The sequence below is a fragment of the Nostoc sphaeroides genome, from assembly GCF_003443655.1.
Taxonomy (GTDB): domain Bacteria; phylum Cyanobacteriota; class Cyanobacteriia; order Cyanobacteriales; family Nostocaceae; genus Nostoc; species Nostoc sphaeroides.
On record NZ_CP031941.1, the window covers coordinates 1,465,979 to 1,492,486 of the forward strand.

Below are 26,508 nucleotides of genomic sequence, written 5' to 3' on the forward strand. Positions count from 1 at the left end.
TGGCATTCCCAGTCGGAGACTGGGAACGAGGCAAAACTACTCGCTGATAGCTTTTGTGGAGAAATAAGTGTTGGCAGGATTCTTAGAAGCTGTATTTAATGGTATTAGTATTGGCGCGGTATTATTAATCGCCGCGTTGGGACTAGCTATTATATTTGGATTGATGGGTGTCATTAATATGGCACATGGTGAATTGATGATGTTCGGCGCTTATACTACATTTGTTGTGCAAAATGTCTGTAAGCAATTGGGTGGAGTGTGGTTTGAAATCTATATATTTTTGGCTTTGATTATCGCTTTTATATTCACAGCTGCTGTGGGATTAATTCTAGAAAGAGGCGTGATTCGTTATCTCTATGGACGACCTCTAGAAACTCTCTTGGCAACTTGGGGAGTAAGTTTGATTTTTCAACAGTTTGTTCGCAGCGTAAATTGGGTATTGGTAATTTGTGTATGCTTATTTTCTCTGTTGTTTTTTGGAGGTTTATGGATTTTAAATTCTCGCACTGTGGGAAGAGTTCGTAACTGGATTGTGGCGGTAATATTTTTATTATCGCTGGGGGTGACAATCACAACGGGCAATTTATTGAGTCAAACTTATCAGTTAGCAGTTACTCAACCTTGGTTTGGCGCTCAAAATGTGGATGTAACTGCACCAACTTGGTTACAAGCAGGGATGTCTTTAGGTGGTGTGCAATTACCCTTTGCCAGATTATTTATTATTGCTTTAACAATAATCTGTGTGGCAGGAATTTATTTATTTTTACAACGTTCTAGCTGGGGTTTAAGAATTCGGGCTGTGACGCAAAATCGGAGTATGAGTGCTTGTTTGGGTATCCCAACTCAAAAGGTTGATGCGATTACTTTTGCACTAGGTTCTGGTTTAGCTGGTGTGGCTGGATGTGCGATTAGTTTACTCGGTTCTGTGGGGCCAAATACGGGACAAAACTATATTATTGATACTTTTATGGTGGTTGTAGTTGGAGGTGTGGGGAATTTAGGCGGGACGATTGTGGCGGCGTTGGGTATTGGTACGGCTAATTTTTTAATTGGTTCTGGGACTTTGGCTTTGTTGTTGAGTCCTGTTAAGCCTTTGGCTGATTTGTTTAGCTTTTTTGCAACGACGAGTATGGCTAAGGTGATGGTGTTTGCGCTGATTATTGTGTTTTTACAGTGGAAGCCTGGGGGGATTTTTCCGCAGAAGGGACGTACTGTTGATGTTTAAAACGAACCGCCAAGACGCCAAGGACGCCAAGATGAGAAAGAAGGGAGGAAGGTTATTAATTGAGGTTGGGGTGGTGGTTACGATCGCACTCTTCCTTATAATTATCATGCCACTGTTGCTGTCGGAGTTTCGTCTGAATTTGTTGGGGCGATTTTTGTCGCTGGCGATCGCAGCTTTGGGTATTGATTTGATTTGGGGTTATACTGGTTTACTGAGTTTGGGACATGGTATTTTCTTTGGTTTGGGTGGATATGCGATCGCAATGTACCTGAAACTGCAAGTCCCTACTGGAGAATTGCCTGATTTTATGGGACTTTATGGGGTTACGGAACTTCCTAGTTTTTGGCAACCTTTTTATTCTTTTCCTTTGACAATCGCTGGTGTGGTACTAATTCCAGGGTTATTGGCGGGATTATTGGGATATTTGGTTTTCCGAAATCGCCTCAAGGGAGTTTATTTTTCTATCTTGACTCAAGCGGGAACTATTGTATTTTTTAATTTTTTTAATGGTCAACAACAACTTTTCAACGGTACAAATGGACTCATAGATTTTACAACTTTGTTTGGGGCAACGGTCAGTGATGCAAAAACGCAATTTGTTTTCTACACGCTGACGATAGTGTTTCTCGCAGCCACTTACGGTATTTGTCGCTGGTTGACAACTGGACGCTTTGGGAGGTTGTTAATAGCGATTCGTGATGATGAAAGTCGGGTAAGATTTTCTGGCTATGACCCTACAGATTTTAAGGTGGTGGTTTTTGCAGTTTCAGGTGCGATCGCAGGTATAGCAGGAGCATTTTACACCATTCAAAGTGGTTCTGTATCACCCAGAGCAATGGATATTGCCTTTTCGATTGAAATGGTAATTTGGGTAGCTGTAGGCGGACGCGCGACTTTAATTGGCGCGATTGTCGGAACTTTGTTAGTCAATTATGCCCGCACTTTTTTAAGTGAACAATTTGCTGAAATCTGGCTATTTTTCCAAGGCGCACTATTTTTAATAGTCGTTACGGTGCTTCCTGACGGCATAGTGGGATGGTTGCGTAGTCAGAATATTTTTCTTTTCCACCGCCGTCAACAAATTGCTACATATCCAACCTTGGAAGAAGACCCCGAAGTGCAACATGAACGCGAAAATATTGGAAACTGAAAACGTAACTGTTAGTTTTGACGGTTTTAAGGCTCTAAATCAGCTAAATTTCAGCATGGATGTTGGCGAATTACGGGTAGTAATTGGCCCCAATGGTGCGGGAAAGACAACATTTCTAGATGTGATTACGGGAAAAGTGCAACCAACTGTTGGGCGAGTTTTATTCAAAGGAAGAAACTTGCGTTCTTTACCTGAATATAAAATTGCGCGATTGGGAATTGGACGCAAGTTTCAAACACCTCGAATTTACTTAAATTTAACGCCCCGCGAAAATCTAGAAATTACCAGTAACAAAAATAAAAATGTCTTTTCTACTTTGTTTGGACGTTCTAATACTGCTGAAAAGAATAGTATTAAAGGATTATTAGAAACCATCGGTTTAACGCCGAAAGCTGATATCAGAGCAGGTTTACTTTCCCACGGAGAAAAGCAACGTTTAGAAATTGGGATGTTAGTAGCACAGTCTCCAGACTTATTACTCGTTGATGAACCCGTTGCGGGTTTAACAGATGAAGAAACTTACAATATTGGCGAACTGCTTTTAGCACTAGCGCAAAGTCATTCAATTTTAGTAATTGAACATGATATGGAATTTGTGCGTCAAATTGCCAAAAAAGTAACGGTACTACATGAAGGTTCGGTGCTGTGCGAAGGAAATTTTGAGGAAGTTCAAAATGACTCTCGTGTGATTGAGGTTTATTTAGGAAAACAGGAAGACTAAATTTTTAGCTCTACAAAGCTTAGATATACTATAGTCACAAGCTTAGTGGATGAGGAAATATGAGGTTTAATGTAACGGTTGATCGTGATGAAGATGGTGCATGGATTGTAGAGTGCCCCAGTATTCCGGGTTGTGTTAGTCAAGGTCAGACTAAGGAAGAAGCACTAGAGAATATCAAAGATGCAATAGCTGCTTGCCTACAAGTTCGGGCCGAGCGCGGTTTGCCACTTACCATAGAGACTCACCAAGTAGAGGTTGTGGCCTAATTATGGCGTCTACTCTTCCTATTCTTAGCGGACGTGAAGTAGTTCGTGTGTTTGAGTCATTTGGTTGGGAAGTTGCACGTCAAAGTGGAAGCCATATCATCCTGGTTAAGGAAGGAGAGTTAGCCACACTGTCTGTTCCTGAGCATCGTGAAGTAGCAAAAGGAACGTTGCGAAGTTTGATTCGCACTGCTGGGCTTACAGTCAACGAGTTTGTTTCTGCAATTTGATGCGGAGTGCATCCCAGTTTTTATTTTTCAATAAGATTCTATTCGCCTGGTAATTCTGCTCGGTTTGCGCTGTTAAACACCTGCTCTACTGTTAGCACCCAATCAGCAATTACCACTGATTCCATGCAAGTCGAACCTGTAAATACCTTATCCTCATACTGTCCCTCCACCCACTGGCAAATTGTAATTTGTTGTATCTGTGGGTCAACAATCCAATACTCCAATATTTCCCTAGCAGCATACTCCGTCCGCTTGTAGCGATAATCACGAACATGGTTCGCTGTTCCTGGTGAAACAATTTCAATCACTAGCGCAGGCGGCGGCATATCACGGGTGAGGGTGGCACGAGTAGCACCGATAAGGGCAACATAAGATTCTTCTGTGTGAACCATTAAGTCAGGTAAACGACATCTCGCCCGTCGCCCCGCCACCTCAATTTCTGTATCCTTGTAAGCAACAAAATAAAATGGGAAATGTTTTAGTAGTTCAACGAATAAAAATCTTCCCAGATTGCTATTTTCCTGACTTTCTGGTGGCATCTCGACTAATTCTCCATCCACCAACTCATAGCGCGTGTCTGTACCATCGTCATAGGTAAGATACTCCTCAAAGGTCAGCAGTTTTTGGGTTTTCGTCGTTTGGGTCATTAAGTTTTGCCTTCTTACCCTATACAGACTATCACTAAATGATAGTGTGGTGAATAAGTACATCATGTAACTCGAAAAAGAAACTTATGAATCCTTGGATGTGCGCTTTTCTAATTTCAATTTCTGGGGCTTTAGGTGGAGTAGTCAACGCTCTATAGCGGTTATCGATTGGATGAGAACACCAAAGTCCTTGCTGTCAAATCATTCCAGCATTTTTTTTGTATCTCACTGAACTGCACACCGCTATATTAACCGATAATGGCTTTATACTTCCTCGCAAAGAAAGTACGATTTGGTGTCCTGGTTTTATCTCAAATGTTCTCATTGGTGCTGTTTCTGCTTTCAGCTCGTGGGCATTTTATGGCTCAGGTGCTTCAGTTGAGTTAGCACAACTTACTGAACAATCACAAATCAGTCTCAGATTCTCCGCTCTAGCTGGTGCTTTTCTTGTAGGAGTAGCAGGGGCTAAATGGATAACCAGTGAAGTTGATAAGCAATTACTGAAAGAGAGCGTGAAAGTAGCAGCGCACAAGAATATAAATGAGAAAGATTGTGAACAGATGGCTGGAAAGTCTCCAAGACAAATTCTTAACGAAGTAAAACGAGCTTGAAATAAGTGGTTTATGAAAAGGTGAAAATAATCCACAAGGTCTAACAATCCCGCAGTGCTACGTCTCTATGTGTATTCGATTAGAGCGCAATCTGCTGTAAAGATAAGCCACAACATGAAAGGGCAGTTGAACTGATTGCTACTACAAGCAGAACTCGGCTTACGCACAACTATGTTTTAGCAGAATTAGTGGCTCTAGCATTGGTTCGAGGCTTTTCCCGTTCAATTGTACTGTCATACAGCCTTGAACTGATCAACAATTCAAGCGTTCAAATTGTATGGGTTGATGAGCCGCTACATCAAGAAGCAATAGATTTATTGTGGACATCCCAATTGTGATAAAAAGCTTGCTTCAGCCAGAGGTAGAAATACCTTTGAGATTTTAGATTATTCAATCCAAAATCTCAAATCCAAAATGATATTATCTCATTTTCTATACAGTTTTCTCATTCTTATCTGATGCTTGTTCTGCAATATTTTTTAAGCGGCTCGCTCTCATTTTGCGGAGGCGATCGCTATTGCGAACACCACCCGCCATTTCATATTCAGCGCTGTCTTTGCCGTACTTGATAGCAACCACCATTAACATTTTCTCAGAAAACTGCTTCAAGTTTTTTTCCATCTGTTCAACTTCTGTTAAAGAAGAGTCAACTATAGCCAGAGCGCTATTATGAACATCAAGTTTGTTACGTAACTGTTCGATTGACTCAATCAGTTTTTCTAAAGTATAATTTTCTTCAAATTTAATGCTTGGAACAATCGATTTCATCCCAGATGCTCTTAATTCAGCTTTTTCTAAAACGCGGGATGTACGTTTTTGACGAGACATAAATTTGCTCTTTTAAGATACTTCTAGAACTAGCTTGCCTCAATTAACCCTGATTCCGGTTCAGCATAATTCGCAATTTTTGATAATAAAATTTTTCGTTTGTATCAGTAATATTCCGGTATATAATTACTCATATACGAAGGCAAGAAGTAGCAAACACGAGAGTAGTCGCTACAGACTTGAGAGTAGTCGCTACAGACTTGAGAGTAGTCGCTACAGACTTGGGAGTAGTCGCTACAGACTTGGGAGTAGTCGCTACAGACTTGAGAGTAGTCGCTACAGACTTGAGAGTAGTCGCTACAGACTTGGGAGTAGTCGCTACAGACTTGGGAGTAGTCGCTACAGACTTGAGAGTAGTCGCTACAGACTTGAGAGTAGTCACTACAGACTTGAGAGTAGCGGTTATTTTAAATCTTGTACCAGTTGCTTTATTGTTCGGTGACGCTCGAATTTATATTTCAATTATGCGAAGCCGATTTGCTACTATCAAAACAATGAATTTGAAGGCGCTTATGACACTAGCGATTATGGCTGAACCTGCTCCTCTGAAATCTAATAAAGATGGTGTGGTTCTCGTGGGAAAAACTCGTGTAACACTGGATACTGTTGTTGTGGTTTTTAAGCCAATACGGTTCAGTTAAGGAAAATTGTAGGTTGGGTTGAGCGACAGCGAAACCCAACAAACCCGCCAAATGTTGGGTTTCGTTCCTCAACCCAACCTACGTGTATCAAGGTTTTTGGCTTTAACTGAACCGTATTGGTTTTTAAGCAAGGCGCGACAGCAGAGGAAATTGTTTATCGCTATCCATCGCTGAATCTGGCGGATGTTTACGCCACAATCGCCTTCTACCTCAATCACCAGGCAGAAGTAGAAGCCTACTTGCAACAGCGACAGCAACAATCACAAGAGATTCGGGCAATGAATCAAGCAAGATTTGACCCACAAGGCTTACGCGATCGATTGCTTGCCCGCAAAACAGCGCCAGAAGCATGTTAAAACTGCTTGCTGATGAAAACTTTGATAATACGGTTGTTAGATGAATATTCCGCCGTAACTCAGAAATCGACATCGTTCGTGTGCAAGATGTTGGATTGTCAGGTAAGGACGATCCAACCATCCTGGAATGGGCAGCCCAAGAAGAGCGCATCCTGCTTACCCATGATGTTTCTACAATCACTCGCTATGCATACGATCGAGTAAGGCTTGGACAGACAATGCCCGGAGTTATCGAAGTCAGCCCAGATGCAGCAGTCGGGCGGGTCATTGAAGATATTCTTGTGCTTGTAGAGTGTAGTCAAGACGGAGAGCTAGAAGGTCAAGTTCAGTATCTCCCGTGGTAAATCTGAAGAGATTAACCAGAATCCTAATGAACCGTGGTTAATGAGTGTCTTAACAGAGCGATCGCCAGTAAAATACTTGATATCAAAACTAACAGTAAAAAATTATTTTATGCTAAAAATTTCTAACCTCAACGTTTACTACGGCGAAAGCCATATTCTCCGCAATGTAGATTTAAGCGTACCATCTGGGCAAATGGTATGCCTAATTGGACGCAATGGTGTAGGAAAAACCACCCTACTCAAAACAATTATGGGTTTACTCAAACCCCGCAGTGGTACTATTAATTTAGCTGAAGAATTAATCAACTCAAAATCTCCCGACCAAAGGGCAAAGTTGGGAATTGGTTATGTCCCCCAAGGAAGAGAAATTATCCCCCGGTTGACAGTCAAAGAAAATCTGCTGCTGGGGTTAGAAGCTAGACGCAAACCAGTAAAAAAAGCAGAAATTCCCGAAGAAACTTTTAGCTTATTCCCGGTGTTAAAAACCATGCTTTCGCGGATGGGTGGTGATTTGAGTGGGGGACAGCAGCAACAATTAGCGATCGCTCGTGCTTTAATGGGAGAACCTCAATTACTCGTCTTAGATGAACCCACTGAAGGTATTCAACCCTCCATCATCCTAGAAATTGAAGCCGCAGTCCGTCGCATCGTCGAAACCACAGGCATTTCTGTTTTATTGGTAGAGCAACATTTACACTTTGTCCGTCAGGCTGATTACTATTACGCCATGCAAAAAGGTGGTATTGTCGCCTCCGGTTCCACAGCCGAACTCAGCCAAGATGTGATTCAACGTTTTTTAGCTGTTTAATTTTTGATATTTCTATATCAATTGTGTCAGTAGCAATCAAGTCTGCGGCTTCTTGTAAAAGCTCATGTTGTTCCTTTTGAATTGCTTCTAAGCGACTAGAAATTTCTGCTAATCGTTGTTGCTTATTTGGTTGAAAATTTTCAGGTAACAAAGCTGGCAGGTTATCAATTGTTTTAGTAGCTGTCATTCGTTGAACTGCAAAACTGCCAACTTTAGTTAAGGATAGAAAACTAACTTTAATCAAAGCCTGAAGCAATTTTAACGGAACTTGCAGTATTGACCAACTAGCTGTTTCAATCAAGCGAACAATTGCTCTGATGATGCTCCAAATTAAAGCAAGTGCAAACAGCAAAATCACTATACTAATAATTGGGTGATTAGTAGCCCAACCTAGTATTTGAACTAATCTAAAAAATATCGGGTGTTGTGTCAGCCAATCACTTGCAGAAGATGCGATCGCATCTTTAACTGCTCCCGATGTTGTACTCTTAAATTTATCAGCAGTTTGCCAAGTTTGTTCTAAGCTTGTCGTAACTGTATCAATTGCTTTATCAGTCGTTGTAGTTGCTGTTGCCTTTAAAGACTCCCCAACTTGTTGTGCTGAGTTACTTAGAGAGTTAACATTTTCACCGACAAAATCTTTCACGTTTTGTAAGCGTTGCAAAACTCCGTTAGATAAATGTATGTCTATTTGGGAAGCCATAAAATATTTCACCGAGGTTGAAATCTAACCCGCAACCCATCTTTGGTTGGGTAATATCTCCCAATGATAATTGCGTAGAAGATGGGCAGCAATAATCTTCATAACCTAACCTAAAATCTAGGTTGTGTTAGGCGAAGCTGTAAGCATTGGTGTCAACTGAAGCTAGAAATAGCTTAACTGTTGGCTGACTCACCCGCCTGGAACTAAAGTTCCAGGCTAATAGCTAAAGTCTACTAAAAGTAGACTAAAGATTTTTTGGATTATTTAGTCATCTTTAGATGACTTTCGCTATTAGCAAGGAACTGAAGTTCCTTGCGGGACATGAGTTTTACGTTAAGTTGACAGGTATCAGCCGTAACGCACCAATTCGGTCGTTGAAACAGAAGATAGTTAACCCAACGCGGACTTTAACTCACTTTCGGCTTGTTGCAACGCTTCTGGTAATTTACTCGCATCGCGTCCGCCTGCTTGGGCTAAGTTCGGTCTTCCACCGCCACCGCCACCGCAGATTTTAGCGATCGCACCTACAAATTTACCAGCTTGCAAACCTTTTTTGTTCACTTCTGCACTAAAAGCTGCAACTATACTAACTTTCCCTTCTTCAGGAACAGAACCCAGCACCACTGCACCGTTACCGATTTTTTGCAGTAAGCGTTCGGCTGCGGTTTTCAATGATTCTGGATCAACGTCTTCTAATTGAGCGACAATAATTTTAGAATCGCCTACGGTTTCGGCTGTTTGTAGCAAGCTATCAGATTTTGCGATCGCTAACTGTCCCTTCAAGGTTTCTAATTCCTTTTGGCTATTTTTCAGTTCGCTTTGCAGACTTGTGATTCTATCTGGTACTTCTTCGGGTTTAACTTTAAAGCGATCGCTCAAATCTTTAACTACTTTATCCCGCAGATTGAGATAATCTAGGATTGCTGGCCCCGAAACAGCTTCAATCCGCCGCACCCCAGAAGCTACACCAGCTTCAGAAATAATTTTAAATACGCCAATTTCAGCCGTGTTACTCACATGAGTTCCACCGCACAGTTCCATTGAGACGTTGGGGAAGTCAATCACGCGCACTTCGTCACCGTATTTTTCGCCGAACATCGCAACAGCACCCCTAGCTTTCGCCTCGGCTATTGGTAATACTTCTATATTCGCTGCATGTGCTTCAGCAATCCAAGTGTTCACCTGTTCTTCAATTTGTTGCACTTCCTCTGCTGTCAACGCACGAGGACAGTTGAAGTCAAAGCGCAACCTGTCAAAGGATACTAGGGAACCAGCTTGAGAGATGCTATCATCAACAATTTTTTTCAAAGCTGCTTGCAATAGGTGCGTTGCGGTATGGTTAGCTTGGGCGCGACGGCGACAAGCCGGATCGATTTGGGCGGTTACATGATCGCCTACGCGCAGTGTACCGCGTTCGATGCGTCCGAAGTGAACAAAGAAATCAGATTCTTTTTTAACATCTTCCACCCGAACAACAATACCATCACCGGAGATATAACCGCGATCGCCAATTTGTCCCCCAGATTCACCATAAAATGGCGTTTTATCAAGGACAATTTGCACCTCTGTCCCCGCTTCTGCTTCCTCTTGAGAAACACCTTCTACCAAAATCGCTTCGACTTTTGCCGTCGCCGCCCATTGGGTATAGCCTAAAAACTCGGTGACTTGGATGTGTTCTGCCAATTTGTCGAGGGAACCTTGCACAGTTAAATCGATGGTTTCATGTGCTGCTTTGGCGCGTTCCACCTGCTTTTGCATTTCGGCATCAAATCCCGCTTCATCGACTGTGAGATGATTTTCTTCAGCAACTTCTTGAGTAAGTTCGAGGGGGAATCCGTAGGTGTCATAAAGGGTAAATGCACTTTCACCGCTAATTTGAGTTTCCCCTTGCTGTTTCACCTCTTGGATAATTTCTTCTAGGAGTTTTTCGCCTCTATCCAGAGTTCTGAGAAAATTCGATTCTTCCCGTTGCAACTCAGCTTTAATTGCTGCTTCCCGTTGGCGCACATTGGGGTAAGCTGATTCAGAAAGAGCGATCGCAGTTTCGGCAACTTGAGTAGTAAATTCGCCAGAAATCCCAATTAATCGCCCATGACGCACCACGCGCCGAATTAACCGCCGCAGCACATAACCCCTTCCCACGTTGGAGGCGCGAATTTCATCGGCAATCATGTGGACAACAGAACGAACGTGATCGCCAATAACTTTTAGAGAAACTTTGGTTTTCTCATCACTTTTGTGGTAATCAATGCCAGCAATTTGCGCTGCTGTTTGGATAATTGGAAAAATCAGGTCAGTTTCGTAGTTATTGGGCACTTTTTGGAGGATTTGCGCCATTCTCTCCAAACCCATGCCGGTGTCGATGTTCTTGTTTTGCAGTGGCGTTAAATTCCCGGAAGCATCCCGGTTATATTGCATGAAGACGAGGTTGTAAAACTCGATGAACCGGGAATCATCTTCTAAATCTATATTTTCGTCACCGCGTTCTGGGTGGAAGTCGTAATAAATTTCTGAACAAGGGCCACAAGGGCCAGTTGGGCCAGATACCCAAAAGTTATCGTCTTCGCCCAAGCGTTTAATTCTCGCTACCGGCACACCGATTTGATCGCGCCAAATGCCAAAGGCTTCATCATCTTCTTTAAAAACGCTGACGACGAGATTTTGAGGCGAGAAGCCAAAGACTTGTGTAGAGATTTCCCAACCCCAAGCGATCGCTTGTTCTTTAAAATAATCACCAAAGCTGAAATTGCCCAGCATCTCAAAAAATGTGTGATGCCGTTTAGTGCGTCCGACATTTTCGATATCGTTGGTACGGATACACTTTTGTGAAGTTGTAGCCCGCTTAAATTCTGGTGTGCGCTGCCCTAAGAATATCGGCTTAAATGGTAGCATCCCCGCGATCGTCAGCAGCACGGTTGGGTCTTCTGGCACGAGGGAGGCACTTGGGAGAATTTGGTGATTCCGTTGTGCAAAGAAGTCGAGAAATATGTTGCGAATTTCGTTACCGCTTAAGTACTGGGGATTTGAAGACATAGGTATTTTTAACTTTAGACTTGGGCGTAGCGGCAGTAGATAGATGTATTTTCATAAATAGCTTTATATATTCTTGCATTTTGTTTCATATTACTGCCAACAAATTGTGCCAGTCGATGAGCAATATCCAGTGATTAGGACGCTTTTACACCATAACCCGACTCTGGCAGAATGCGCGTAGGCGTAGCCCGTCGTAGACATCGCATTTTGGTCTTTAAGATTAATCCTTAAGAAATACTTTAAAATTCCCATACTAGGGTAACAAATAGCACTAAAACTGAAAGTATCAAATATTGCTTGTGAGGGATGTGCAGAAATACTGACTAAATCCATCACTTTATAGAACCTGAGGCGAAGATGGATATCGATGTTAGGGAACTCCAAAAAATAAATTATTCCACATTAAAGTCGTTGACTGTTGACTGTTGACTGTTGACTGAAAACTCGTGAACCGTCAACGGTCAACAGTGAACAATAGCAAAAGTCGTTGACAGTTTACAGTTGACAGTTGACTGAAAACTCGTGAACCGTCAACGGTCAACAGTGAACAATAGCAAAAGTCGTTGACAGTTTACAGTTGACAGTTGACTGGAAACTCGTGAACCGTCAACGGTCAACAGTGAACAATAGCAATGGAATATTTTTTTACTTGGAAGTCCCTTAATGCTAAAACTGTCACATTGGAATCCGCAGCTTCTGAGGAGTCAATCAAACAGGTAATTGTTACTGCTGGTTATGCTGTTAAGGGTTATTGATCAGGTTCTAGCTTTTCACAGAAGTTGAGATTTTCATATTTTAGGGTACGCTAACAAAATTTTTCATATTTTTTCCGCCCTTTCTACGGGCGGAATTGAACTAAATTCCCCACATTAGGGGTAGGTTTTAACATAAACTCTTTTATTTAGCTTTGTTTTCTAGATTTATGAGGTTGCGGCAAACAAAAGAAGATGTGAATTAAGTAAATAAACAAACAAACACAGCAAAAGTGTAGACAGAAACCTTTTGTTTCTCCTACTAACACATTGTGGAACTTCACTTAAACTGTGAATTTTTAGGGTAAAAATTCAATCTTTAATTGTAGCGTAGGTTAGTGCTATAAAGCTACTCGGCTTAGTAGTGGTGACTTTTGCTGTCTATTTGATTCGCCGTTTTCTTGCAATTAAACCCCTACCTTGATAGTTAATAAAAGCCTATTCTTTAAAGAAAAAGGCTTAACTCGTGTTTGGTTAATAACATTTCTCATTCAAAGAAAAAGTTTGGGTTTTTATAATTAAAGAAAAATTATAATTTCTTTATTTTTCTTTAATCAAATAAAATTTGCCGCTTAATGTGAGAGTTATTACAAAGTATTTATTTTGGTAATTATTTGAGGAAAATAACAGTTAACCAACTACATAAGCGGTGTTATAATTGTAAACAATTTTCAGTATTTTTACTGTTTTAAAAAAATTATGTAAAGAAGACATTGGTTGATTATAAGAGGAGGTTTCAGAAACTGTAGTAGTAAATATAAAGTCTGGAAATGAGATTAGAATTGGAAAGATATTGTAAATTCGGCGTCAAAAAAATAATATATGAGCAACTATAAGTCAACCACAAAAATCATCTTTGGTATTAGGCAACAAGAACAGTAAGTGACTCAAGTTAATCTCTTTAAAGTTAAATAGGATAAAAAATAAAGCAATGGATATTTCTATTTTGGTCTTTGGAAAAAATAACTTTATCGCCACACTTCCAGATCAGATCCTTTATGCGATGGCTTCTAGTGTAGAAATTATACACAATCTGAATCAGGCAGTGTCCCGGATTCAAATGACACCCCCTGATATAATACTTGTGCAGGCTAGTCAGGATGGCAGTATAAAACTTTGCAGTTGGTTGAAAGACCAGACAAAACTATCCTCGATATACTGTATTCTCCTCGAGGATCGTCCAGAGCAGCTTGCTGATAGAAATAAGGGTTGGCACAGGGAATTAGAGATGACTGCTGCGGCATTAAAGCAAGGAGCCGATGCTTATATTTGGCATGTTATTGATGAAAAAATAGACCATAGCTTGACAGAATTGACTGCCAATCATGGACTAATACTTGCTCAATTGACTGTTGGCTTGCGAAAAGCCCAAAAATACCGAGATTTGATTCGGACAAATGATATGTTATCAGCGATCGCCTTAGCCGATTCGTTGACAGAATTAAATAATCGTCGTGCTTTAGAATGGGACTTACCCAGGCAAATAAAAAAAGCTAGAACTCAAAAGACTCCCATGAGTTTGATTATTCTAGATGTAGATCATTTCAAAAAAGTTAATGATACTCACGGGCATTTAATAGGCGATTCGCGTCTTGCAACTACTATGTAAGCGTCTGCGACACAATCTGCGCTGTCAAGACACAGCATTTCGCTATGGTGGCGAAGAATTTGTGATTATTTTGGCTAACACTACCGGTGAGGAAGCACTAGTTGTCGCCCGTCGTCTTAATCGGGTAGTCTGCGAGGAACCATTTTCAATCAGTAATAAATTGACAATTAATGTCACCATTAGTCTAGGCATAGGCTGTTTACAAGCTGAGGATGATGAGCAAGGAGTAAGTTTGTTGCATCATGCCGATCAATGCTTGCTACAAGCTAAAACTACTGGACGTAATCGGGTTATTGCCTCGAACTATTTATCTCATATCCCACATCTAAATGCTGTTTCTTCTTAAAATTGGGCATTAGTCATTAGTCATTTGTCATTTGTCATTTGTCATTAGTCATTTGTCATTAATTATTCTTCCCCTGCTCTCCCTGCTCCCTCATCCCCCACTCTTGTACAGACGCGATTAATCGCGTCTCTCTTGTACGCGATTAATCGCGTCTCCTAACTGGGCATGACAATCTTCTACCGAAGTGCGTTGTCGCATGGCATTAACTAAAGCCTCATAACTAGGCCAATTTTCTTGCAGTAGGGTTTTTGCCTGGAGGGTATGAAACCGTAGTTTCTGCTGATAAACTGATTCAGAAAAGCCCAAAATTGTCAAGACTCCTATCAGCTTATTTTTATCATCGCCTCCCCCTTCAGCATTATTAAAAACTAGGGTTTCAGCAGCAATACCCGCCATCCAAACAGTGCAGTAGCGGTCTAGCATTTGGGCACTGATTTTACCCACTTCTAGTTGAGATGCTAATTCGCCATCATTAAAGCTAACGCCACCTTGCCCAGGTTGCCCATGTTTCCAGGCTTCCCAAGCGCTTAGAGTGTAGCCGGTAACGGGAATACCTAACAGGTAAGCAACCAAGAAATGCCCTGCTTCGTGATGGACGATGCGATCGCGGTGTTCACTTGAAAAACCAGCAATCCAATCTAAAAAGATAGTACCACCCTTGCCTTGCAAGCTAAAACTGTCAAAAGTGGCTATTCCCAAAATAGCGAAGGTAGCGATCGCTGGTACTGCTGGTGATAAATTCAATAATGGCCCCAGCAGTACCGATAGGGTCATCAGAAAGATAGATATTGCAACTAAATTTAGGCTAGTCTGGCTCATTGAGAGAATTCTTTACAATCTGCTTAATCTCTCTTTATTATCAGGCGATTGCACAGGTTTTGTATCAAGGTGGTTGTAGCGATCGCCTAATTTTTTCATCTTACACCTAATTAAACTACTGGCTTCAGAACAGATGTTTTCTCTATCACTAGAATGATGGCTGCTTTTCCAGTCGCAGACATAAGGGAACTCCAAAAAATAAATTATTCCACATTCAAGTCGTTGACTGTTGAATGTTGACTGAAAAATCGTGAACCGTCAACGGTCAACAGTGAACAATAGCAATGGAATATTTTTTTACTTGGAAGTCCCTAATGTGACGTTAGTAGGTATAAAACATCCAACAGGAGATAAATGTGGCTGAACAATTTAAAAAGGGCGATCGGGTTGAATGGAACACTTCACAAGGCAAGACAACTGGCAAAATATTAAAGAAACTTACTTCGACTACAGATATTAAAGAACACCATATTGCTGCAAATGAAGATAACCCTGAGTACTTAGTTGAAAGCGATCGCACAGGAAAACAAGCTGCTCACAAGCCTGATACTCTGAAAAAAATAGAGGAGTAATGTTAGGAAAAACTATAGTATAAAAAGTAAGAAAGGTGGGAAAAGTAGGATGTTTTTTATTCCTACTTGATTATCAATTTATTACACGCTATTTTGATATTTAAGTACAGTTCTTTAAAGGAAGTTTGGGGTAATGTAAAAAAGCTGCTGAGATTTTTAGCTCGAAAAACTTAAAACTAAATAGGGAATTGGAGTTAAAAAAATATACTTTTTTAACTCCTTTTATAGCGATACTTAAATTAAACTCACCTTTAGGGGCATTTTCAACAGCAACACATCCTTAAGACGCGATGAATCGCGTCTCTACAAATGGTCTATTTGTCGCATTCTTTTTTCAAATTTGTGTAATTTGTAACTGTCAATATTTTGTCAAAACCCTTAATAGTTATGAGGAAAATGGCGGAAAACAACAGTTTGCTGATTTTACCTCAATCGGGAATTTTAACTTCAGGATTGTGCAATTGATAGCAGATAGCTTTGTCAAATAAAACCCGCTTGAATGATTCATCAAGGTTGATAGTCGTCTCACCACTACCAAGAAAAAAATAGCCATCTGGACTTAATTGCTGCTTGATATTTTTTAGCAAGGCTTTCTTGGTAACAACATCAAAGTAGATTAAAACATTCCGTAAAAAGATAACGTCAAATTGCGGCAGAGATGACCAAGATTGCAAAAGATTTAACTGACGAAAATCAACCATCTGGCGGATTTGTTCTTTTATTTGCCAGTCATTATCTAGTTTTTGAAAGTAGCGATCGCGAATATTTGTAGGGAGTCCACGATTGATTTCAAGCTGGTTATAATGCCCCTCGCGGGCCCGCGCTAAAACCTTAGTAGAAAAATCAGTCGCAATTAAATTTACAGACCAATTACTAAGCATGGGAAAATGTTCATTAATTAGTATGGCGATGCTATAAGGTTCTTGTCCATTAGAGCAAGCAGCACACCAAATATTGAGCGATCGCTCACTTTCTCGTTGTTTAATTAACTCTGGTAGTATGTATTTTTTCAGTGCTTCAAAAGGGTGGCTATCACGGAAGAATGAAGTTTCGTTAGTGACTAGCGCCTCGATTGTCTGGGCATGAAGACTATTAAACGGCTGAGTTCGCAAGTAAGTCACTAAATCAGCGATCGAAGCAAATCCTGCCGATTCGACAATTGGCTGCAAATGTAACTCTGCTAAATAAGTTTTATCACCAAACAACACAACTGCTGAATGATGATGAACTAATTCCCGAAGATACTCAAAATCAGTGCTGCTTACACCCATAATCTGTTTAATTACAGGTCTGAAGGAGGAACTTGATTGAAACGAATTCTGTGCATAATTTCAGCTGCGATCTCATTAAGTGGAAGAATTTGATTGGCAAGTCCGGCATTAACGACAAAACTAGGCATTCCCCACACGACGCTAGTAGCTTTATCTTGTGCAAGTACCTGTCCACCCGCCTCGCGTATGCACTGACAGCCATGTAAGCCATCTTGCCCCATACCTGTGAGGATAACAGCGATCGCCCCACCTCCATAAACTTGTGCAACCGATCGCAACAGCACATCGACTGAAGGACGACAAGAATTTTCGGGGGCTGCTTGATGGGTAACAAGTCTAACCCCAGTTTTGTCACGTTGCACAATTAGATGAAAATCTCCTGGGGCAATCCAGGCGTGTCCCGGTTTTAGTATCTGTCCAGAAACCGCTTCATCTACTGGGATTTGACACTTGGAAGCTAATTGTTTAGCTAGTAGTTTCGTAAAGATTGGCGGCATGTGTTGCACAATCAAAATCGGCACTGATAAATCTGCTGGAAACTCCTTAAGCATTACAGCTAAAGCATTTGGGCCTCCGGTAGAAACCCCAATTGCCACAACTTCCACCTGCTGTATATCCCGACAAACGGGAAAAACAACCGGATGGGTAATTGCGCTTTGTGTGAAAAATGCACCAAATACCTTAATTTTGGGAATTAAATCATCCCGAATATGTTGATTTGTTGCCTCTACACTTCCTAAGTTACTAGGTTTTGTGGCATAGTCTGAAGCACCTAAAGAAAGAGCTTCTAGGGTTGCGATCGCTCCCCTGTGTGTGGAGGTACTATACATAATTACTGGTAAACGTGGATACTTTTGTCGGATAGCGGCCAGGGTTTGCAAACCATCCATCTCCGGCATCTCAATATCCAAAATGATCACATCGGGATTAACATGGGAAATCTTGGCAAGGGCAATACGACCGTTAGCCGCGACTCCTACCACCTCCAGTTCTGGATCGCTAGACAAAATTTTACTTACTCGACTCCGCACTATTACGGAGTCATCGACAATTAGTACCCGGATTTTGGGCATTGGGCATTGGGGATTGGGGGCAGGGGGAATTTTTATGCTTGTTTACGAGTATTAAAGACTCATTAATGGAGTTCAAAGGCTCTTTAATGGGGTTCAAAGGCTCTTTAATGGGGTTCAAAGGCTCTTTAATGGGGTTCAAAGGCTCTTTAATGGAGTTCAAAGGCTCATTAATGGAGTTCAAAGACTCTTTAATGGAGTTCAAAGACTCTTTAATGGAGTTCAAAGGCTCATTAATGGAGTTCAAAGACTCTTTAATGGAGTTCAAAGGCTCATTGTTGCATTCTAAAATATATCTGTTGGCTTCCTCACCCGCCTGGAACTAAAGTTCAAGGCTAATAGCTAAAGTCTACTGAAGTAGACTAAAGATTTTTAGGTATATAGCGGTTCCCATTCAGATGCGGTACAACATTATATCGCAAGGTGTAAGGGCACGGCAGTGCCGTGCCCCTACGCGTGTACCTCATACCAATTCACGAAAACCTTGATACACATAGATTTATCGTAGGGGCATGGCAATGCCATGCCCTTACTAACGTATTTGTATCACTAGTAAAGTGAAATGGTATCACTAGGTCGGAAACAGCTATAAGCTAAAGCGAATCATTTTGGAAAAATGAATGACGATTAGCTTATTTAGTCATCTGAAGATGACTTTAGCTATTAGCAAGGAACTTCAGTTCCTTGCGGGACATGACTTTTACGTTAAGTTGACACCTGTGCTTCAATTAATACTTGAACTGATTGACGACTTTCTGCAAATCTACTGCCATTCGAGATAATTCTGTAGCTGCCTCTAAGGTATTACTGGTTCCAGTAGTCGTACTTTGAGTATTGAGTGCCACAATTCCAATACTTTTGGCAATATCTAAGGTTCCTTTGGCTGCCTCAGCCATATTTCGACCAATTTCATTTGTAGTTGCTGTTTGTTCTTCAATAGCACTGGCGATCGTGCTTTGGAAGTCGTTGATTTGATTGATAATACTAGTAATCTGAGTGATGGCTTGAACGGCGCTTTTTGTATCTGTTTGAATTGCTTCAATTCGCAAGCTTATATCTTCAGTAGCATTTGCCGTTTGTTTGGCTAATTCTTTCACCTCGTTGGCGACTACGGCAAATCCTCTACCGGCATCCCCGGCTCTAGCCGCCTCAATGGTAGCATTGAGTGCTAGCAGGTTTGTTTGCCCTGCGATCGCGGTAATGACTTTAATAACTTTGCCAATTTCGATGCTGCTTTGACCGAGTTTGTTAATTGTCTCATTGGTGCGGTCAGCTGTTTTAACTGCCTCAGTCGTTACCTTTGCTCCTTGAGTAACGGTCTTAGCAATTTCTCGAATGCTAGCATTCATCTCTTCCACGGCAGTCACAACTGTATTAGTATTCTGACTTACCTGTTCAGCAGAAGCAGACGCAGAAGTGGCCTGTTCGGCTGTTTGTTCGGCGTTCTCAGTCATTTCTTTGCTGACTGCGGTCAGTTCTTCTGCTGAAGATGCAACTGCTGTTGCCACCTCTGTCATCTGTCTGATTGAAGACTGTAGGCTGCTAATCATCTGATTTGCATTATCCGTGAGCTGCTTAAACTCTCCTGCATTGCTTGCCTCGATTTGCTTGGATAAATTTCCTTGAGCAACGGCAAGGCTGACCTCATTAATACCTTTTATCTGCTCTCTTAAATTTGTAGACATCTGATTCAAGTTGTCGAGTGATTCTTTCCAACTCCCACCTGCTCCTTTGACAACGGCTTGAGAACCAAGCTTCCCTTCAATACCAATCTCGGATGCCAAGCGATTAACTTCGTTAGCAAAGTTTTGATTTAAACTCACCAATTCATTAAAAACTGAGGTAATTTCACCCAGTTCATTATTCTCATCAGCTAAACGAACGCTAAAATCACCGTTTTTTACAGCCTTTAGTGCTATTAATAACGCTTGCAATTGCACTTTTATCACACTGTCATCAGCCGATTGTGAATCTGCACTATCCACCGAGGCAGATTTAGAGTTGGGTGTTTTCCCAGCCCGATTTGTAGTCATTGCAAAGCGCTCCTCAATTATTCGATAATCTGATTTATTAAATTAACATCTAGAATTTTCTCGGCGTCTAGAACTAACAGAAATCCCTCTGGGAGCGGGTAAGCTCCTGCTAGCATCTGACGTATTTTACCTTTTAACGTTGCGGGTGGGGGTTGAAAGGTGTTTTGTGCGAACTCTAGAACATCTCCCACGCGATCGACTAGCAGACTAACTACTTCATTATCAGAACACACAATGACATTAAATCCCTGCGGTTCATCTACCTGATTTTTCACGGGATCTGGAAAACCTCTCTCCAAACCTCTCTCCTGCAAGGAGAGAGGCTTTGAATTCTCCCCCTTCCTTTGTAGAGAAGGGAGGTTTCGCGTTGGTTTTTCCACATAGTGTGAATCAAGCTCATCTCCAAGTTTTGTAGTTGATTGTGTCTGCGGTTCGTTCATCTCTAATCGACGCTGCAAATCGATGACAGTAATAATTTGTCCACGTAAATTAATTAACCCACAGATATCTGGTGGTGCTAAAGGTACACGAGTCATTGCTTGGGGACGAATCACTTCTTGAACGTGTTGCACGTCAATACCAAAGTAAGCTCCTTTAAGAAAAAATGTGCAAATTTGTTGTTCAGTCATGAGTAGCCAGTTGCAGCAAATGAGGGTTGGCAATCCGAATTACAGTCTCAATGTCAATAATTTCTGTGATTTGTCCTTGAATTACAGCACAGAAAAGCACACCAGGTCTACTAGGAATACCTTTAATGGTTAGTGGTTCTTCCACAATATCAAGAATGCGATCGACTACTAGCCCAACACTGAGTTCTGAGTATGGAGAGACAATAACTATCTGGAGCGTTTCTGTAACTGTCGCCAAAGCCTGATCATTAAAGCGATCGCCAACGCAAAATATCTGATAAAGATCAATCAGTGGCAAAATTCGCCCGTAAGACTGGAAGACATGCTGATTACCCACTTTTTCGACAGCAGAAGCAAGAATCTCCTCAAGCCGAAATGCGATCGCTAGTGGAATGCCCATACGTGCGCCTTGGGGCCCTTCAAAGAGTAAAATTGTTTGGCGTGAGCCTGCTTGCTTTTGGCTATTTGCAGCATTTTCGCTCAACAACTGCTTTTTGGCGGTTATACCAGTTTGGTTTGCCAGACCGACAACATCAATAATTAATGCCACTGTGCCATCCCCTAAAACGGTGGCTCCTGCAAATAGGGATAGCGCCTTTAACTGTCTTCCCAAAGGTTTAACTACAATATCTTGGATGTCTTCGATTGTGTCCACAACCAGTCCAAAGCGATAATTATCAACTTCCACAATTACCAGACTGAGTGTTTCTAAGTTCCTAAGACTATCCTGTTGCAATACTTCATTGAGGTAAATCAAGGGCACAAGATTACCCCGCAAGCGATACACTGGTACATCGTATAACATCTCAATACTATTGAGTGCTTCTAGGCGTACTAGTTCTAGTAAACTCCCTTGGGGAATAGCATAGCGTAGACGCGGAGCGGCTTGTCGTGAGACATCGCCACCACTGCTGACAATCAATGCTGGAATAATTGCCAATGTCAGGGGAATCTTGATTTTAAAGGTCGTTCCTTGTCCCTGTTGGCTGTAAATTTCAACCGTTCCGTTAATCTTCTCAATATTGCTCTTGACAATATCCATCCCAACCCCACGCCCGGAAAGGTGAGTTACCTGTTGAGCAGTCGAGAAGCCGGATAAAAAAATTAAGTTCATCACTTCTGATTCGCTCATGGTTGCAGCTTGCACAGCGTTGACTAAACCAAGTTGCTGCGATCGCTCTTTGAGCCGTTCTAAATTCAGACCGCGACCATCATCGCCAATTTCAATATTGACTTTGCCGCTTTCGTGAAAGGCTCTGAGAAATAGCCGTCCTACCCTTGGCTTTCCACAAGCAACGCGCTCGGCTGGTAATTCAATGCCATGATCGATGCAATTGCGTAATAAGTGTGTTAAGGGGTCTTTAATTGTTTCAATAATACTTTTGTCTAGTTCAGTCTCTGTTCCCTCCATTTCTACTTCAACTTCTTTACCGGAAGCGATCGCTAAATCGCGGGTGACGCGAGGGAACTTTTGCCAAATGGAACTAATTGGTTGCAGCCGAGTTTTCATCACCCCTTCTTGCAACTGGGCTGTAAGTAAATTCAGGTGCTGGCAGGTAGCAGCAAAACTATTATCTTTAAACTTCGTACTAAATCCAATTACCTGGTTACGGGCTAAAACGAGTTCACCCACTAGGTTCATCATCTGATCTAGTAGATTAACATTGACTCGGATATAAGCAGATTCTGATGTTGTCGTTGATATTTCTGTGAGTTCGTGATTGACAGACTCAACATCACTACCTGCTGTATCTATTTGTGGCGTTTGTATATTAACAATAGGCTCATGGGATTGAGAGGGTTTTGGAGTCTGTTTAGTTTCTGACAATCGGGTTAAAGCCGCGATCAGTGCTGAATAATCGCGTAGGCGCAGCCCGTCGTAGACATCGCCATCATGCTTTGTAGCTTGAATTTGAGACAAGATTTGCCGAATGCCGTCAACTGTTTGTAGTAAAATACTAATAATGTCAGGGGTGATTGCGATCGTGCGATCGCGCAGACACGAGAGCAAATTCTCTCCAGCATGAGCAAGTGATTCCAAATTAGGAAACGGTAAAAAGCCGCAATTTCCTTTAAGCGTATGGAGTGAGCGATAAATCCGAACTAATGCTTCTCCATCACCAGATGCTTTCTCTAGCTCAATAATATCGCCTTCAATTTGATTCAAGTTCTCATAGCTTTCAACAAGAAATGCTTCTATATCATCGTCAATTTCATTTAACTCCATTGGTTAATAAAGTAAAGTTTTATATATATTATTTTAATACTAATTTAATATTCCACCTCTGCAATCTCTATCGAAAGAGAGATGTTTGTCTTGTCTCAGGATGAAGACATTATATTTGCCTTAATGATATAGTTAAAAGACAGGCAATCTTATCGTTGCCATTCAACTTAAACTTTCAAGAATAGTCGTCGTTAAGACAGACAGTATTACAAGTGCAAATAATGCGATCGTCAGTTTATCAAATTCTAACAAACTTGGTGCTACTCAAACGATATCAAGCAATGATGCCTCAAAATGTATCTTAATGGTATAACCCTGCGATAAATCGAGCAAGTAACCGATATCCACCACACAACAGTTTTGCATTGGCAACGGATAGCAAAGCTGGCATTAGATCGGATTTCAAATACTTAACAAATTTTTAAAATTTTCCCTTATTAAAAATTTTAGCTCCACAAGATAATAGTTTCAGCGAGTTTGATAATTTTTCCGAAACTCTGATTATTGATAATTGTAAAATTATATTGATTTCTTCTTTAATTCATTCCTTTTAATTAATAATGTAGGCTAATTAGCCTAAATCAATAATTATTAAGCTAAAGCAAAAAAGGACAAAGCTGATGGCAGTGGTTTTGATTATCGATGATGCAGCTTTTTCTCGCAGAATGATCCGTAAGTTTCTGCAAGTCGATGGCTATGAAATTATCGAAGCAACTAATGGGCGTGAGGGATTAAAAATGGTTGACAACCATCAGCCAGATTGTGTATTAGCGGATCTTCTCATGCCAGATATGAATGGGTTTGAATTTCTGAAAGCTATGCAAGATAAAAAATTAAAGATTCCGACCATTATCATTTCTGCCGATATCCAAGAAGGGGCACGCAATCAAAGTTATAGCTTGGGCGCAGTCAACTTTATTAATAAACCGCCAAAAGAAAGTGAATTGCGAAAGGTAGTCCAGGAAGTTCTTAATACTAAGGAATAAGTTTTCATGAATGTGACAGAAGAAGAACTGGATGCCCTAGAAGAGTTAATTAATATTGGAGTCGGTCGAGCAGCAAGTCTACTGAATGAAATGGTAGATTCTCATATTCGTCTGAAAATTCCGGTTGTTAAAGTCTTAACTGCTAACGATGCATATCAAGAATTAGCAACACGATTTCACGATCAGACTTTGGCATCTGTAAAACTACGCTTTACAGGCTCTTTCTATGGCACTGCTAGCTTAATTTTTCCAACTGACAGCGCATCAACATTGGTTGCAGTGCTTACAGGTGAAGATCCAGGCTCGGTTGACCTAGATGCGGTTAAAATTGGCACTCTGAGCGAAATTGGTAACATTGTGATCAATGGGGTAATGGGTTCACTCAGTAATGTGCTAAAGCGGCATCTAAACTACACATTGCCCGTTTATTTAGAAGATACGCTGGAAAATTTATTGTTATCTGCATACGAGAGCGATTCAAAAATCTTACTAGCACAAGCCAGTTTCACAATTGAACGCTTAGAAATTATCGGCGATATTATTTTAATCTTTTTGGTGGGCACTTTTGATGCGCTGATCAATGCAATGAATGAGGAAATGGGAATAATCCAATAATATAATATTAGCAAAAATAGTGGAGAAAGGTCTTAAAGAAGTTTGAGAATCCAATGAATATAATTGAACAAGCTCAGGAAAAATTTAGCCTTTTAGATAAAATTCCTTTAGGAGCATTTATTCTACAGTCAGATTATATTGTTATCTTCTGGAACTGCTGCTTAGAGGAATGGACAAAAATTCCCAGAAGTCAGATTTTGGGAAATTCTATTCATGAATATTTTCCTCATCTAAATCAACCTCGTTACGCTAGCCGTTTGTACCAAATTTTTCAAGGCGGGCCTCCGGCAATTTTTTCTTCTCAACTGCATAAATATATTATTCCAGTACCTGTATCCAAAGATAAATACCGCATTCAACACACAACTGTTACTGCTGTGTCTGCATTGGATGGAGAGAAATTTTATGCTCTCTTTTCAATTGAAGATTTGACAGATTTAACGTTCCGAGTTCACGAATATAAAAACCTCCGCGATCAGGCTCTAGCAATAGCAGAAGAACGTCAACAGGCGAAAGAAGCTGCTGAGAGAGCAAACCGCATCAAAGATGAATTTTTAGCAATTGTCTCTCATGAACTTCGTTCTCCTCTTAATCCAATTTTAGGCTGGGCAAAGCTACTGAAAAACCGCTCATTAAACGAAGCTACTACTGTGCGTGCCCTTGATACCATCGAACGAAATGCTGAATTACAAGCTCAGTTGATTGAAGATTTGTTGGATATCTCTCGCATTCTCCAGGGCAAACTAGCACTTAATTTAGAAATTGTTAATCTTATTTTTACTATTGAAGCTGCCTTAGAGACAGTGCAATTGGCAGCAGAAGCAAAGTCGATTAAAATTAGTCTTCATTTGGATAGAGAAATTGGACAGGTGAAGGGTGATAGTAATCGGATTCAACAAATTATTTGGAATCTACTCTCTAACGCTGTTAAATTCACACCATCCGGTGGACAAGTCGAAGTCTACTTAGAACAGATTAATTCTGAGGTACAACTGAGAGTTAGTGACACGGGTAAAGGTATTAGTCCTGACTTTCTGCCATACGTATTTGAGTATTTCCGTCAGGCAGATAGTCGGACAACCCGAAGTTTTGGTGGACTAGGACTTGGTTTGGCGATTGTGCGCCAACTTGTCGAGTTACATGGCGGTACAGTTTTGGCAGAGAGTTTAGGAGAAGGGCAAGGTGCGACATTTACAGTTAGCCTACCCGTGTTTCAAAATCTGGAATTAGGAAAGGAAAATCAGAATGTATCAGAAGATTCCTATCCATCCTGTACGCTTTATGCTCCACTAGAAGGAATACGTTTGTTAGTTGTAGATGATAATACTGATACCCGTGAATTTCTGGCTTTTCTATTAGAACAGCAGGGGGCAATCGTGACGATCGCAGCATCTGCCAGTGAAGCACTAACTGCAATTATGAAGTCAAAGCCAGATTTGCTGTTAAGCGATTTAGGTATGCCAGATGTTGACGGTTATACTTTGATCCGACAGTTACGAGCAATGCCCGCCGATTTAGGTGGACAAATTCCCGCGATCGCCCTAACTGCTTACGCCGCAGAAACGACACAAAAACAGGTTTTTACAGCCGGATTTCAACTCCATATCGCTAAACCAGCCGATCCTGCCGAATTGGTGGCTGCGATCGCAGCCCTTGTTAAAAACTGAAGCCTGTAAGGAATGCGATTAAACTATAGTGGATTTATTAAGAATTACTTCCAGCCCATTCTGTACTTGCTCAAGTTCTTGGCGCTTTTGGTAAATCCATATCTTTTCAAGCCTCACGTTGTTCTAGAGTTTCGTTGTGAGCCTTTTCCTGCTATTCTAGGAGATTTTCGTAAAGTGCGATAACTCGACTAGCTGAATCAAAAACGCCGCCCCAAAGCTTACCCCTTCATGACAAAACCTCGACAAAAATCACGAAAACAATTGCAAACTTCTTAATTAGCAACTGTTTCCGCTTTTCTTAGGAATGAGGATTTATTAACTTCCAGATTTCCTGCATAGAAGCATTTCAGTG

The 26,508-nt window shown here is 41.1% G+C and carries 27 protein-coding genes and 1 pseudogene; 16 read left to right on the forward strand and 12 right to left on the reverse strand.

All coding sequences use genetic code 11. The annotated features are described in order from the left end of the window. The first annotated feature begins 67 nt into the window (after positions 1-67). The 5 genes from D1367_RS06805 to D1367_RS06825 are packed head-to-tail and all read left to right on the forward strand — an operon-like array spanning position 68 to position 3,589. Complete coding sequence (locus D1367_RS06805) at positions 68-1,225, forward strand: ABC transporter permease subunit (RefSeq protein WP_118165009.1); 1,158 nt, start codon at positions 68-70, stop codon at positions 1,223-1,225. A 31-nt stretch (positions 1,226-1,256) separates the two neighbouring features. Then, complete coding sequence (gene urtC / locus D1367_RS06810; RefSeq protein ID WP_118171179.1) at positions 1,257-2,375, forward strand: urea ABC transporter permease subunit UrtC; 1,119 nt, start codon at positions 1,257-1,259, stop codon at positions 2,373-2,375. Beyond that, positions 2,350-3,096, forward strand: coding sequence for an urea ABC transporter ATP-binding protein UrtD (urtD, locus tag D1367_RS06815; RefSeq protein WP_118165012.1), 747 nt, complete (start codon positions 2,350-2,352; stop codon positions 3,094-3,096). Before urtC ends, urtD begins: the two co-directional genes overlap by 26 nt. A gap of 59 nt (positions 3,097-3,155) precedes the next feature. Then, positions 3,156-3,362, forward strand: a complete 207-nt coding sequence (locus D1367_RS06820) for a type II toxin-antitoxin system HicB family antitoxin (RefSeq protein ID WP_109007382.1) — start codon at positions 3,156-3,158, stop codon at positions 3,360-3,362. 2 nt (positions 3,363-3,364) lie between these two features. Further along, a complete protein-coding gene (locus D1367_RS06825; RefSeq protein ID WP_099099175.1) occupies positions 3,365-3,589 on the forward strand; it encodes a type II toxin-antitoxin system HicA family toxin in 225 nt (74 codons plus the stop codon). A gap of 38 nt (positions 3,590-3,627) precedes the next feature. On the opposite strand, the gene D1367_RS06830 is transcribed toward D1367_RS06825, so the two are convergent. After that, positions 3,628-4,236, reverse strand: a complete 609-nt coding sequence (locus D1367_RS06830) for a Uma2 family endonuclease (protein ID WP_118165015.1) — start codon at positions 4,234-4,236, stop codon at positions 3,628-3,630. A 218-nt stretch (positions 4,237-4,454) separates the two neighbouring features. On the opposite strand from D1367_RS06830, the gene D1367_RS06835 reads away from it, so the two are divergent. Continuing rightward, positions 4,455-4,847, forward strand: a complete 393-nt coding sequence (locus D1367_RS06835; RefSeq protein ID WP_118165019.1) for a hypothetical protein — start codon at positions 4,455-4,457, stop codon at positions 4,845-4,847. Between the two features lie 432 nt (positions 4,848-5,279). Here the strand turns inward: D1367_RS06835 and D1367_RS06840 are convergent, their stop codons facing one another. Beyond that, positions 5,280-5,675 carry a hypothetical protein gene (locus D1367_RS06840; RefSeq protein WP_118165022.1) on the reverse strand — a complete coding sequence of 132 codons (396 nt, stop codon included), beginning with the start codon at positions 5,673-5,675 and terminating at the stop codon, positions 5,280-5,282. Positions 5,676-5,854: 179 nt separating this feature from the next. Between D1367_RS06840 and D1367_RS06845 the strand changes: the two genes are divergently transcribed. From D1367_RS06845 to urtE, 4 genes are all read left to right on the forward strand, one after another. Then, positions 5,855-6,316, forward strand: a complete 462-nt coding sequence (locus D1367_RS06845; protein WP_118165025.1) for a hypothetical protein — start codon at positions 5,855-5,857, stop codon at positions 6,314-6,316. Positions 6,317-6,432: 116 nt separating this feature from the next. Next, positions 6,433-6,672 (forward strand): DUF433 domain-containing protein, encoded by a 240-nt coding sequence (locus tag D1367_RS06850; protein ID WP_118165028.1) that lies wholly within the window; start codon positions 6,433-6,435, stop codon positions 6,670-6,672. Between the two features lie 80 nt (positions 6,673-6,752). Beyond that, complete coding sequence (locus D1367_RS06855; protein ID WP_244944987.1) at positions 6,753-7,016, forward strand: DUF5615 family PIN-like protein; 264 nt, start codon at positions 6,753-6,755, stop codon at positions 7,014-7,016. A gap of 109 nt (positions 7,017-7,125) precedes the next feature. Continuing rightward, entirely contained in the window at positions 7,126-7,824 is a 699-nt protein-coding gene (gene urtE, locus D1367_RS06860) for an urea ABC transporter ATP-binding subunit UrtE (protein ID WP_118171182.1), read from the forward strand. On the opposite strand, the gene D1367_RS06865 is transcribed toward urtE, so the two are convergent. The 3 genes from D1367_RS06865 to D1367_RS30560 form a co-directional block, all read right to left on the reverse strand. Then, positions 7,787-8,527: a hypothetical protein gene (locus D1367_RS06865; RefSeq protein WP_118165031.1), complete on the reverse strand. Its 741-nt coding sequence runs from the start codon at positions 8,525-8,527 to the stop codon at positions 7,787-7,789. The genes urtE and D1367_RS06865 overlap by 38 nt on opposite strands. Positions 8,528-8,917: 390 nt before the next feature. After that, on the reverse strand, positions 8,918-11,560 hold the full coding sequence (gene alaS, locus D1367_RS06870) for an alanine--tRNA ligase (RefSeq protein WP_118165034.1): 2,643 nt from the start codon (positions 11,558-11,560) through the stop codon (positions 8,918-8,920). A 90-nt stretch (positions 11,561-11,650) separates the two neighbouring features. Next, positions 11,651-11,893 (reverse strand): hypothetical protein, encoded by a 243-nt coding sequence (locus tag D1367_RS30560; RefSeq protein WP_181985090.1) that lies wholly within the window; start codon positions 11,891-11,893, stop codon positions 11,651-11,653. Between the two features lie 299 nt (positions 11,894-12,192). On the opposite strand from D1367_RS30560, the gene D1367_RS06875 reads away from it, so the two are divergent. Beyond that, positions 12,193-12,315, forward strand: coding sequence for a hypothetical protein (locus D1367_RS06875; protein ID WP_410477538.1), 123 nt, complete (start codon positions 12,193-12,195; stop codon positions 12,313-12,315). Positions 12,316-13,243: 928 nt separating this feature from the next. Continuing rightward, a pseudogene (locus D1367_RS06880) lies at positions 13,244-14,267 on the forward strand (diguanylate cyclase). Positions 14,268-14,384: 117 nt separating this feature from the next. Here D1367_RS06880 and D1367_RS06885 read toward each other — a convergent pair. Continuing rightward, complete coding sequence (locus tag D1367_RS06885) at positions 14,385-15,086, reverse strand: ATP-dependent Zn protease (protein WP_118165037.1); 702 nt, start codon at positions 15,084-15,086, stop codon at positions 14,385-14,387. A gap of 356 nt (positions 15,087-15,442) precedes the next feature. On the opposite strand from D1367_RS06885, the gene D1367_RS06890 reads away from it, so the two are divergent. Beyond that, the gene (locus D1367_RS06890; protein ID WP_118165040.1) at positions 15,443-15,658 is read left to right on the forward strand and encodes a hypervirulence associated TUDOR domain-containing protein; all 216 of its coding nucleotides are present in this window, start codon (positions 15,443-15,445) and stop codon (positions 15,656-15,658) included. Between the two features lie 428 nt (positions 15,659-16,086). On the opposite strand, the gene D1367_RS06895 is transcribed toward D1367_RS06890, so the two are convergent. The 6 genes from D1367_RS06895 to D1367_RS06925 all read right to left on the reverse strand — a co-directional run bounded on the left by D1367_RS06895 (position 16,087) and on the right by D1367_RS06925 (position 22,888). Next, the gene (locus tag D1367_RS06895) at positions 16,087-16,929 is read right to left on the reverse strand and encodes a CheR family methyltransferase (protein ID WP_181985091.1); all 843 of its coding nucleotides are present in this window, start codon (positions 16,927-16,929) and stop codon (positions 16,087-16,089) included. 11 nt (positions 16,930-16,940) lie between these two features. Further along, on the reverse strand, positions 16,941-18,002 hold the full coding sequence (locus tag D1367_RS06900) for a protein-glutamate methylesterase/protein-glutamine glutaminase (protein WP_118165046.1): 1,062 nt from the start codon (positions 18,000-18,002) through the stop codon (positions 16,941-16,943). Continuing rightward, entirely contained in the window at positions 17,971-18,267 is a 297-nt protein-coding gene (locus D1367_RS31680) for a hypothetical protein (RefSeq protein WP_220451009.1), read from the reverse strand. Before D1367_RS31680 ends, D1367_RS06900 begins: the two co-directional genes overlap by 32 nt. Before the next feature lie 460 nt (positions 18,268-18,727). After that, positions 18,728-20,032, reverse strand: coding sequence for a methyl-accepting chemotaxis protein (locus D1367_RS06910; protein WP_118165049.1), 1,305 nt, complete (start codon positions 20,030-20,032; stop codon positions 18,728-18,730). Between the two features lie 17 nt (positions 20,033-20,049). Then, positions 20,050-20,661 (reverse strand): chemotaxis protein CheW, encoded by a 612-nt coding sequence (locus tag D1367_RS32090; protein WP_225892323.1) that lies wholly within the window; start codon positions 20,659-20,661, stop codon positions 20,050-20,052. Then, positions 20,654-22,888, reverse strand: a complete 2,235-nt coding sequence (locus D1367_RS06925) for a chemotaxis protein CheA (RefSeq protein ID WP_118165052.1) — start codon at positions 22,886-22,888, stop codon at positions 20,654-20,656. Before D1367_RS06925 ends, D1367_RS32090 begins: the two co-directional genes overlap by 8 nt. Positions 22,889-23,508: 620 nt before the next feature. Between D1367_RS06925 and D1367_RS06930 the strand changes: the two genes are divergently transcribed. From D1367_RS06930 to D1367_RS06940, 3 genes are read left to right on the forward strand one after another with little or no spacing between them, the layout of a single operon-like run. Beyond that, entirely contained in the window at positions 23,509-23,874 is a 366-nt protein-coding gene (locus tag D1367_RS06930; RefSeq protein ID WP_118165055.1) for a response regulator, read from the forward strand. A gap of 6 nt (positions 23,875-23,880) precedes the next feature. Further along, a complete protein-coding gene (locus D1367_RS06935) occupies positions 23,881-24,489 on the forward strand; it encodes a chemotaxis protein CheC (RefSeq protein ID WP_118165059.1) in 609 nt (202 codons plus the stop codon). A gap of 53 nt (positions 24,490-24,542) precedes the next feature. Beyond that, complete coding sequence (locus tag D1367_RS06940; RefSeq protein ID WP_118165062.1) at positions 24,543-26,156, forward strand: hybrid sensor histidine kinase/response regulator; 1,614 nt, start codon at positions 24,543-24,545, stop codon at positions 26,154-26,156. The last annotated feature ends 352 nt before the right edge of the window (positions 26,157-26,508 follow it).

Coding starts and splice junctions, on each gene's coding strand:
- urtC (WP_118171179.1), top strand. CDS start 1,257: ATGAGAAAGAAGGGAGGAAGGTTATTAATTGAGGTTGGGGTGGTGGTT.
- urtD (WP_118165012.1), top strand. CDS start 2,350: ATGAACGCGAAAATATTGGAAACTGAAAACGTAACTGTTAGTTTTGAC.
- D1367_RS06820 (WP_109007382.1), top strand. CDS start 3,156: ATGAGGTTTAATGTAACGGTTGATCGTGATGAAGATGGTGCATGGATT.
- D1367_RS06825 (WP_099099175.1), top strand. CDS start 3,365: ATGGCGTCTACTCTTCCTATTCTTAGCGGACGTGAAGTAGTTCGTGTG.
- D1367_RS06830 (WP_118165015.1), bottom strand. CDS start 4,236: ATGACCCAAACGACGAAAACCCAAAAACTGCTGACCTTTGAGGAGTAT.
- D1367_RS06840 (WP_118165022.1), bottom strand. CDS start 5,675: ATGTCTCGTCAAAAACGTACATCCCGCGTTTTAGAAAAAGCTGAATTA.
- urtE (WP_118171182.1), top strand. CDS start 7,126: ATGCTAAAAATTTCTAACCTCAACGTTTACTACGGCGAAAGCCATATT.
- D1367_RS06865 (WP_118165031.1), bottom strand. CDS start 8,527: ATGGCTTCCCAAATAGACATACATTTATCTAACGGAGTTTTGCAACGC.
- alaS (WP_118165034.1), bottom strand. CDS start 11,560: ATGTCTTCAAATCCCCAGTACTTAAGCGGTAACGAAATTCGCAACATA.
- D1367_RS30560 (WP_181985090.1), bottom strand. CDS start 11,893: ATGGATTTAGTCAGTATTTCTGCACATCCCTCACAAGCAATATTTGAT.
- D1367_RS06875 (WP_410477538.1), top strand. CDS start 12,193: ATGGAATATTTTTTTACTTGGAAGTCCCTTAATGCTAAAACTGTCACA.
- D1367_RS06885 (WP_118165037.1), bottom strand. CDS start 15,086: ATGAGCCAGACTAGCCTAAATTTAGTTGCAATATCTATCTTTCTGATG.
- D1367_RS06895 (WP_181985091.1), bottom strand. CDS start 16,929: ATGGGTGTAAGCAGCACTGATTTTGAGTATCTTCGGGAATTAGTTCAT.
- D1367_RS06900 (WP_118165046.1), bottom strand. CDS start 18,002: ATGCCCAAAATCCGGGTACTAATTGTCGATGACTCCGTAATAGTGCGG.
- D1367_RS06910 (WP_118165049.1), bottom strand. CDS start 20,032: ATGACTACAAATCGGGCTGGGAAAACACCCAACTCTAAATCTGCCTCG.
- D1367_RS32090 (WP_225892323.1), bottom strand. CDS start 20,661: ATGACTGAACAACAAATTTGCACATTTTTTCTTAAAGGAGCTTACTTT.
- D1367_RS06925 (WP_118165052.1), bottom strand. CDS start 22,888: ATGGAGTTAAATGAAATTGACGATGATATAGAAGCATTTCTTGTTGAA.
- D1367_RS06930 (WP_118165055.1), top strand. CDS start 23,509: ATGGCAGTGGTTTTGATTATCGATGATGCAGCTTTTTCTCGCAGAATG.
- D1367_RS06935 (WP_118165059.1), top strand. CDS start 23,881: ATGAATGTGACAGAAGAAGAACTGGATGCCCTAGAAGAGTTAATTAAT.
- D1367_RS06940 (WP_118165062.1), top strand. CDS start 24,543: ATGAATATAATTGAACAAGCTCAGGAAAAATTTAGCCTTTTAGATAAA.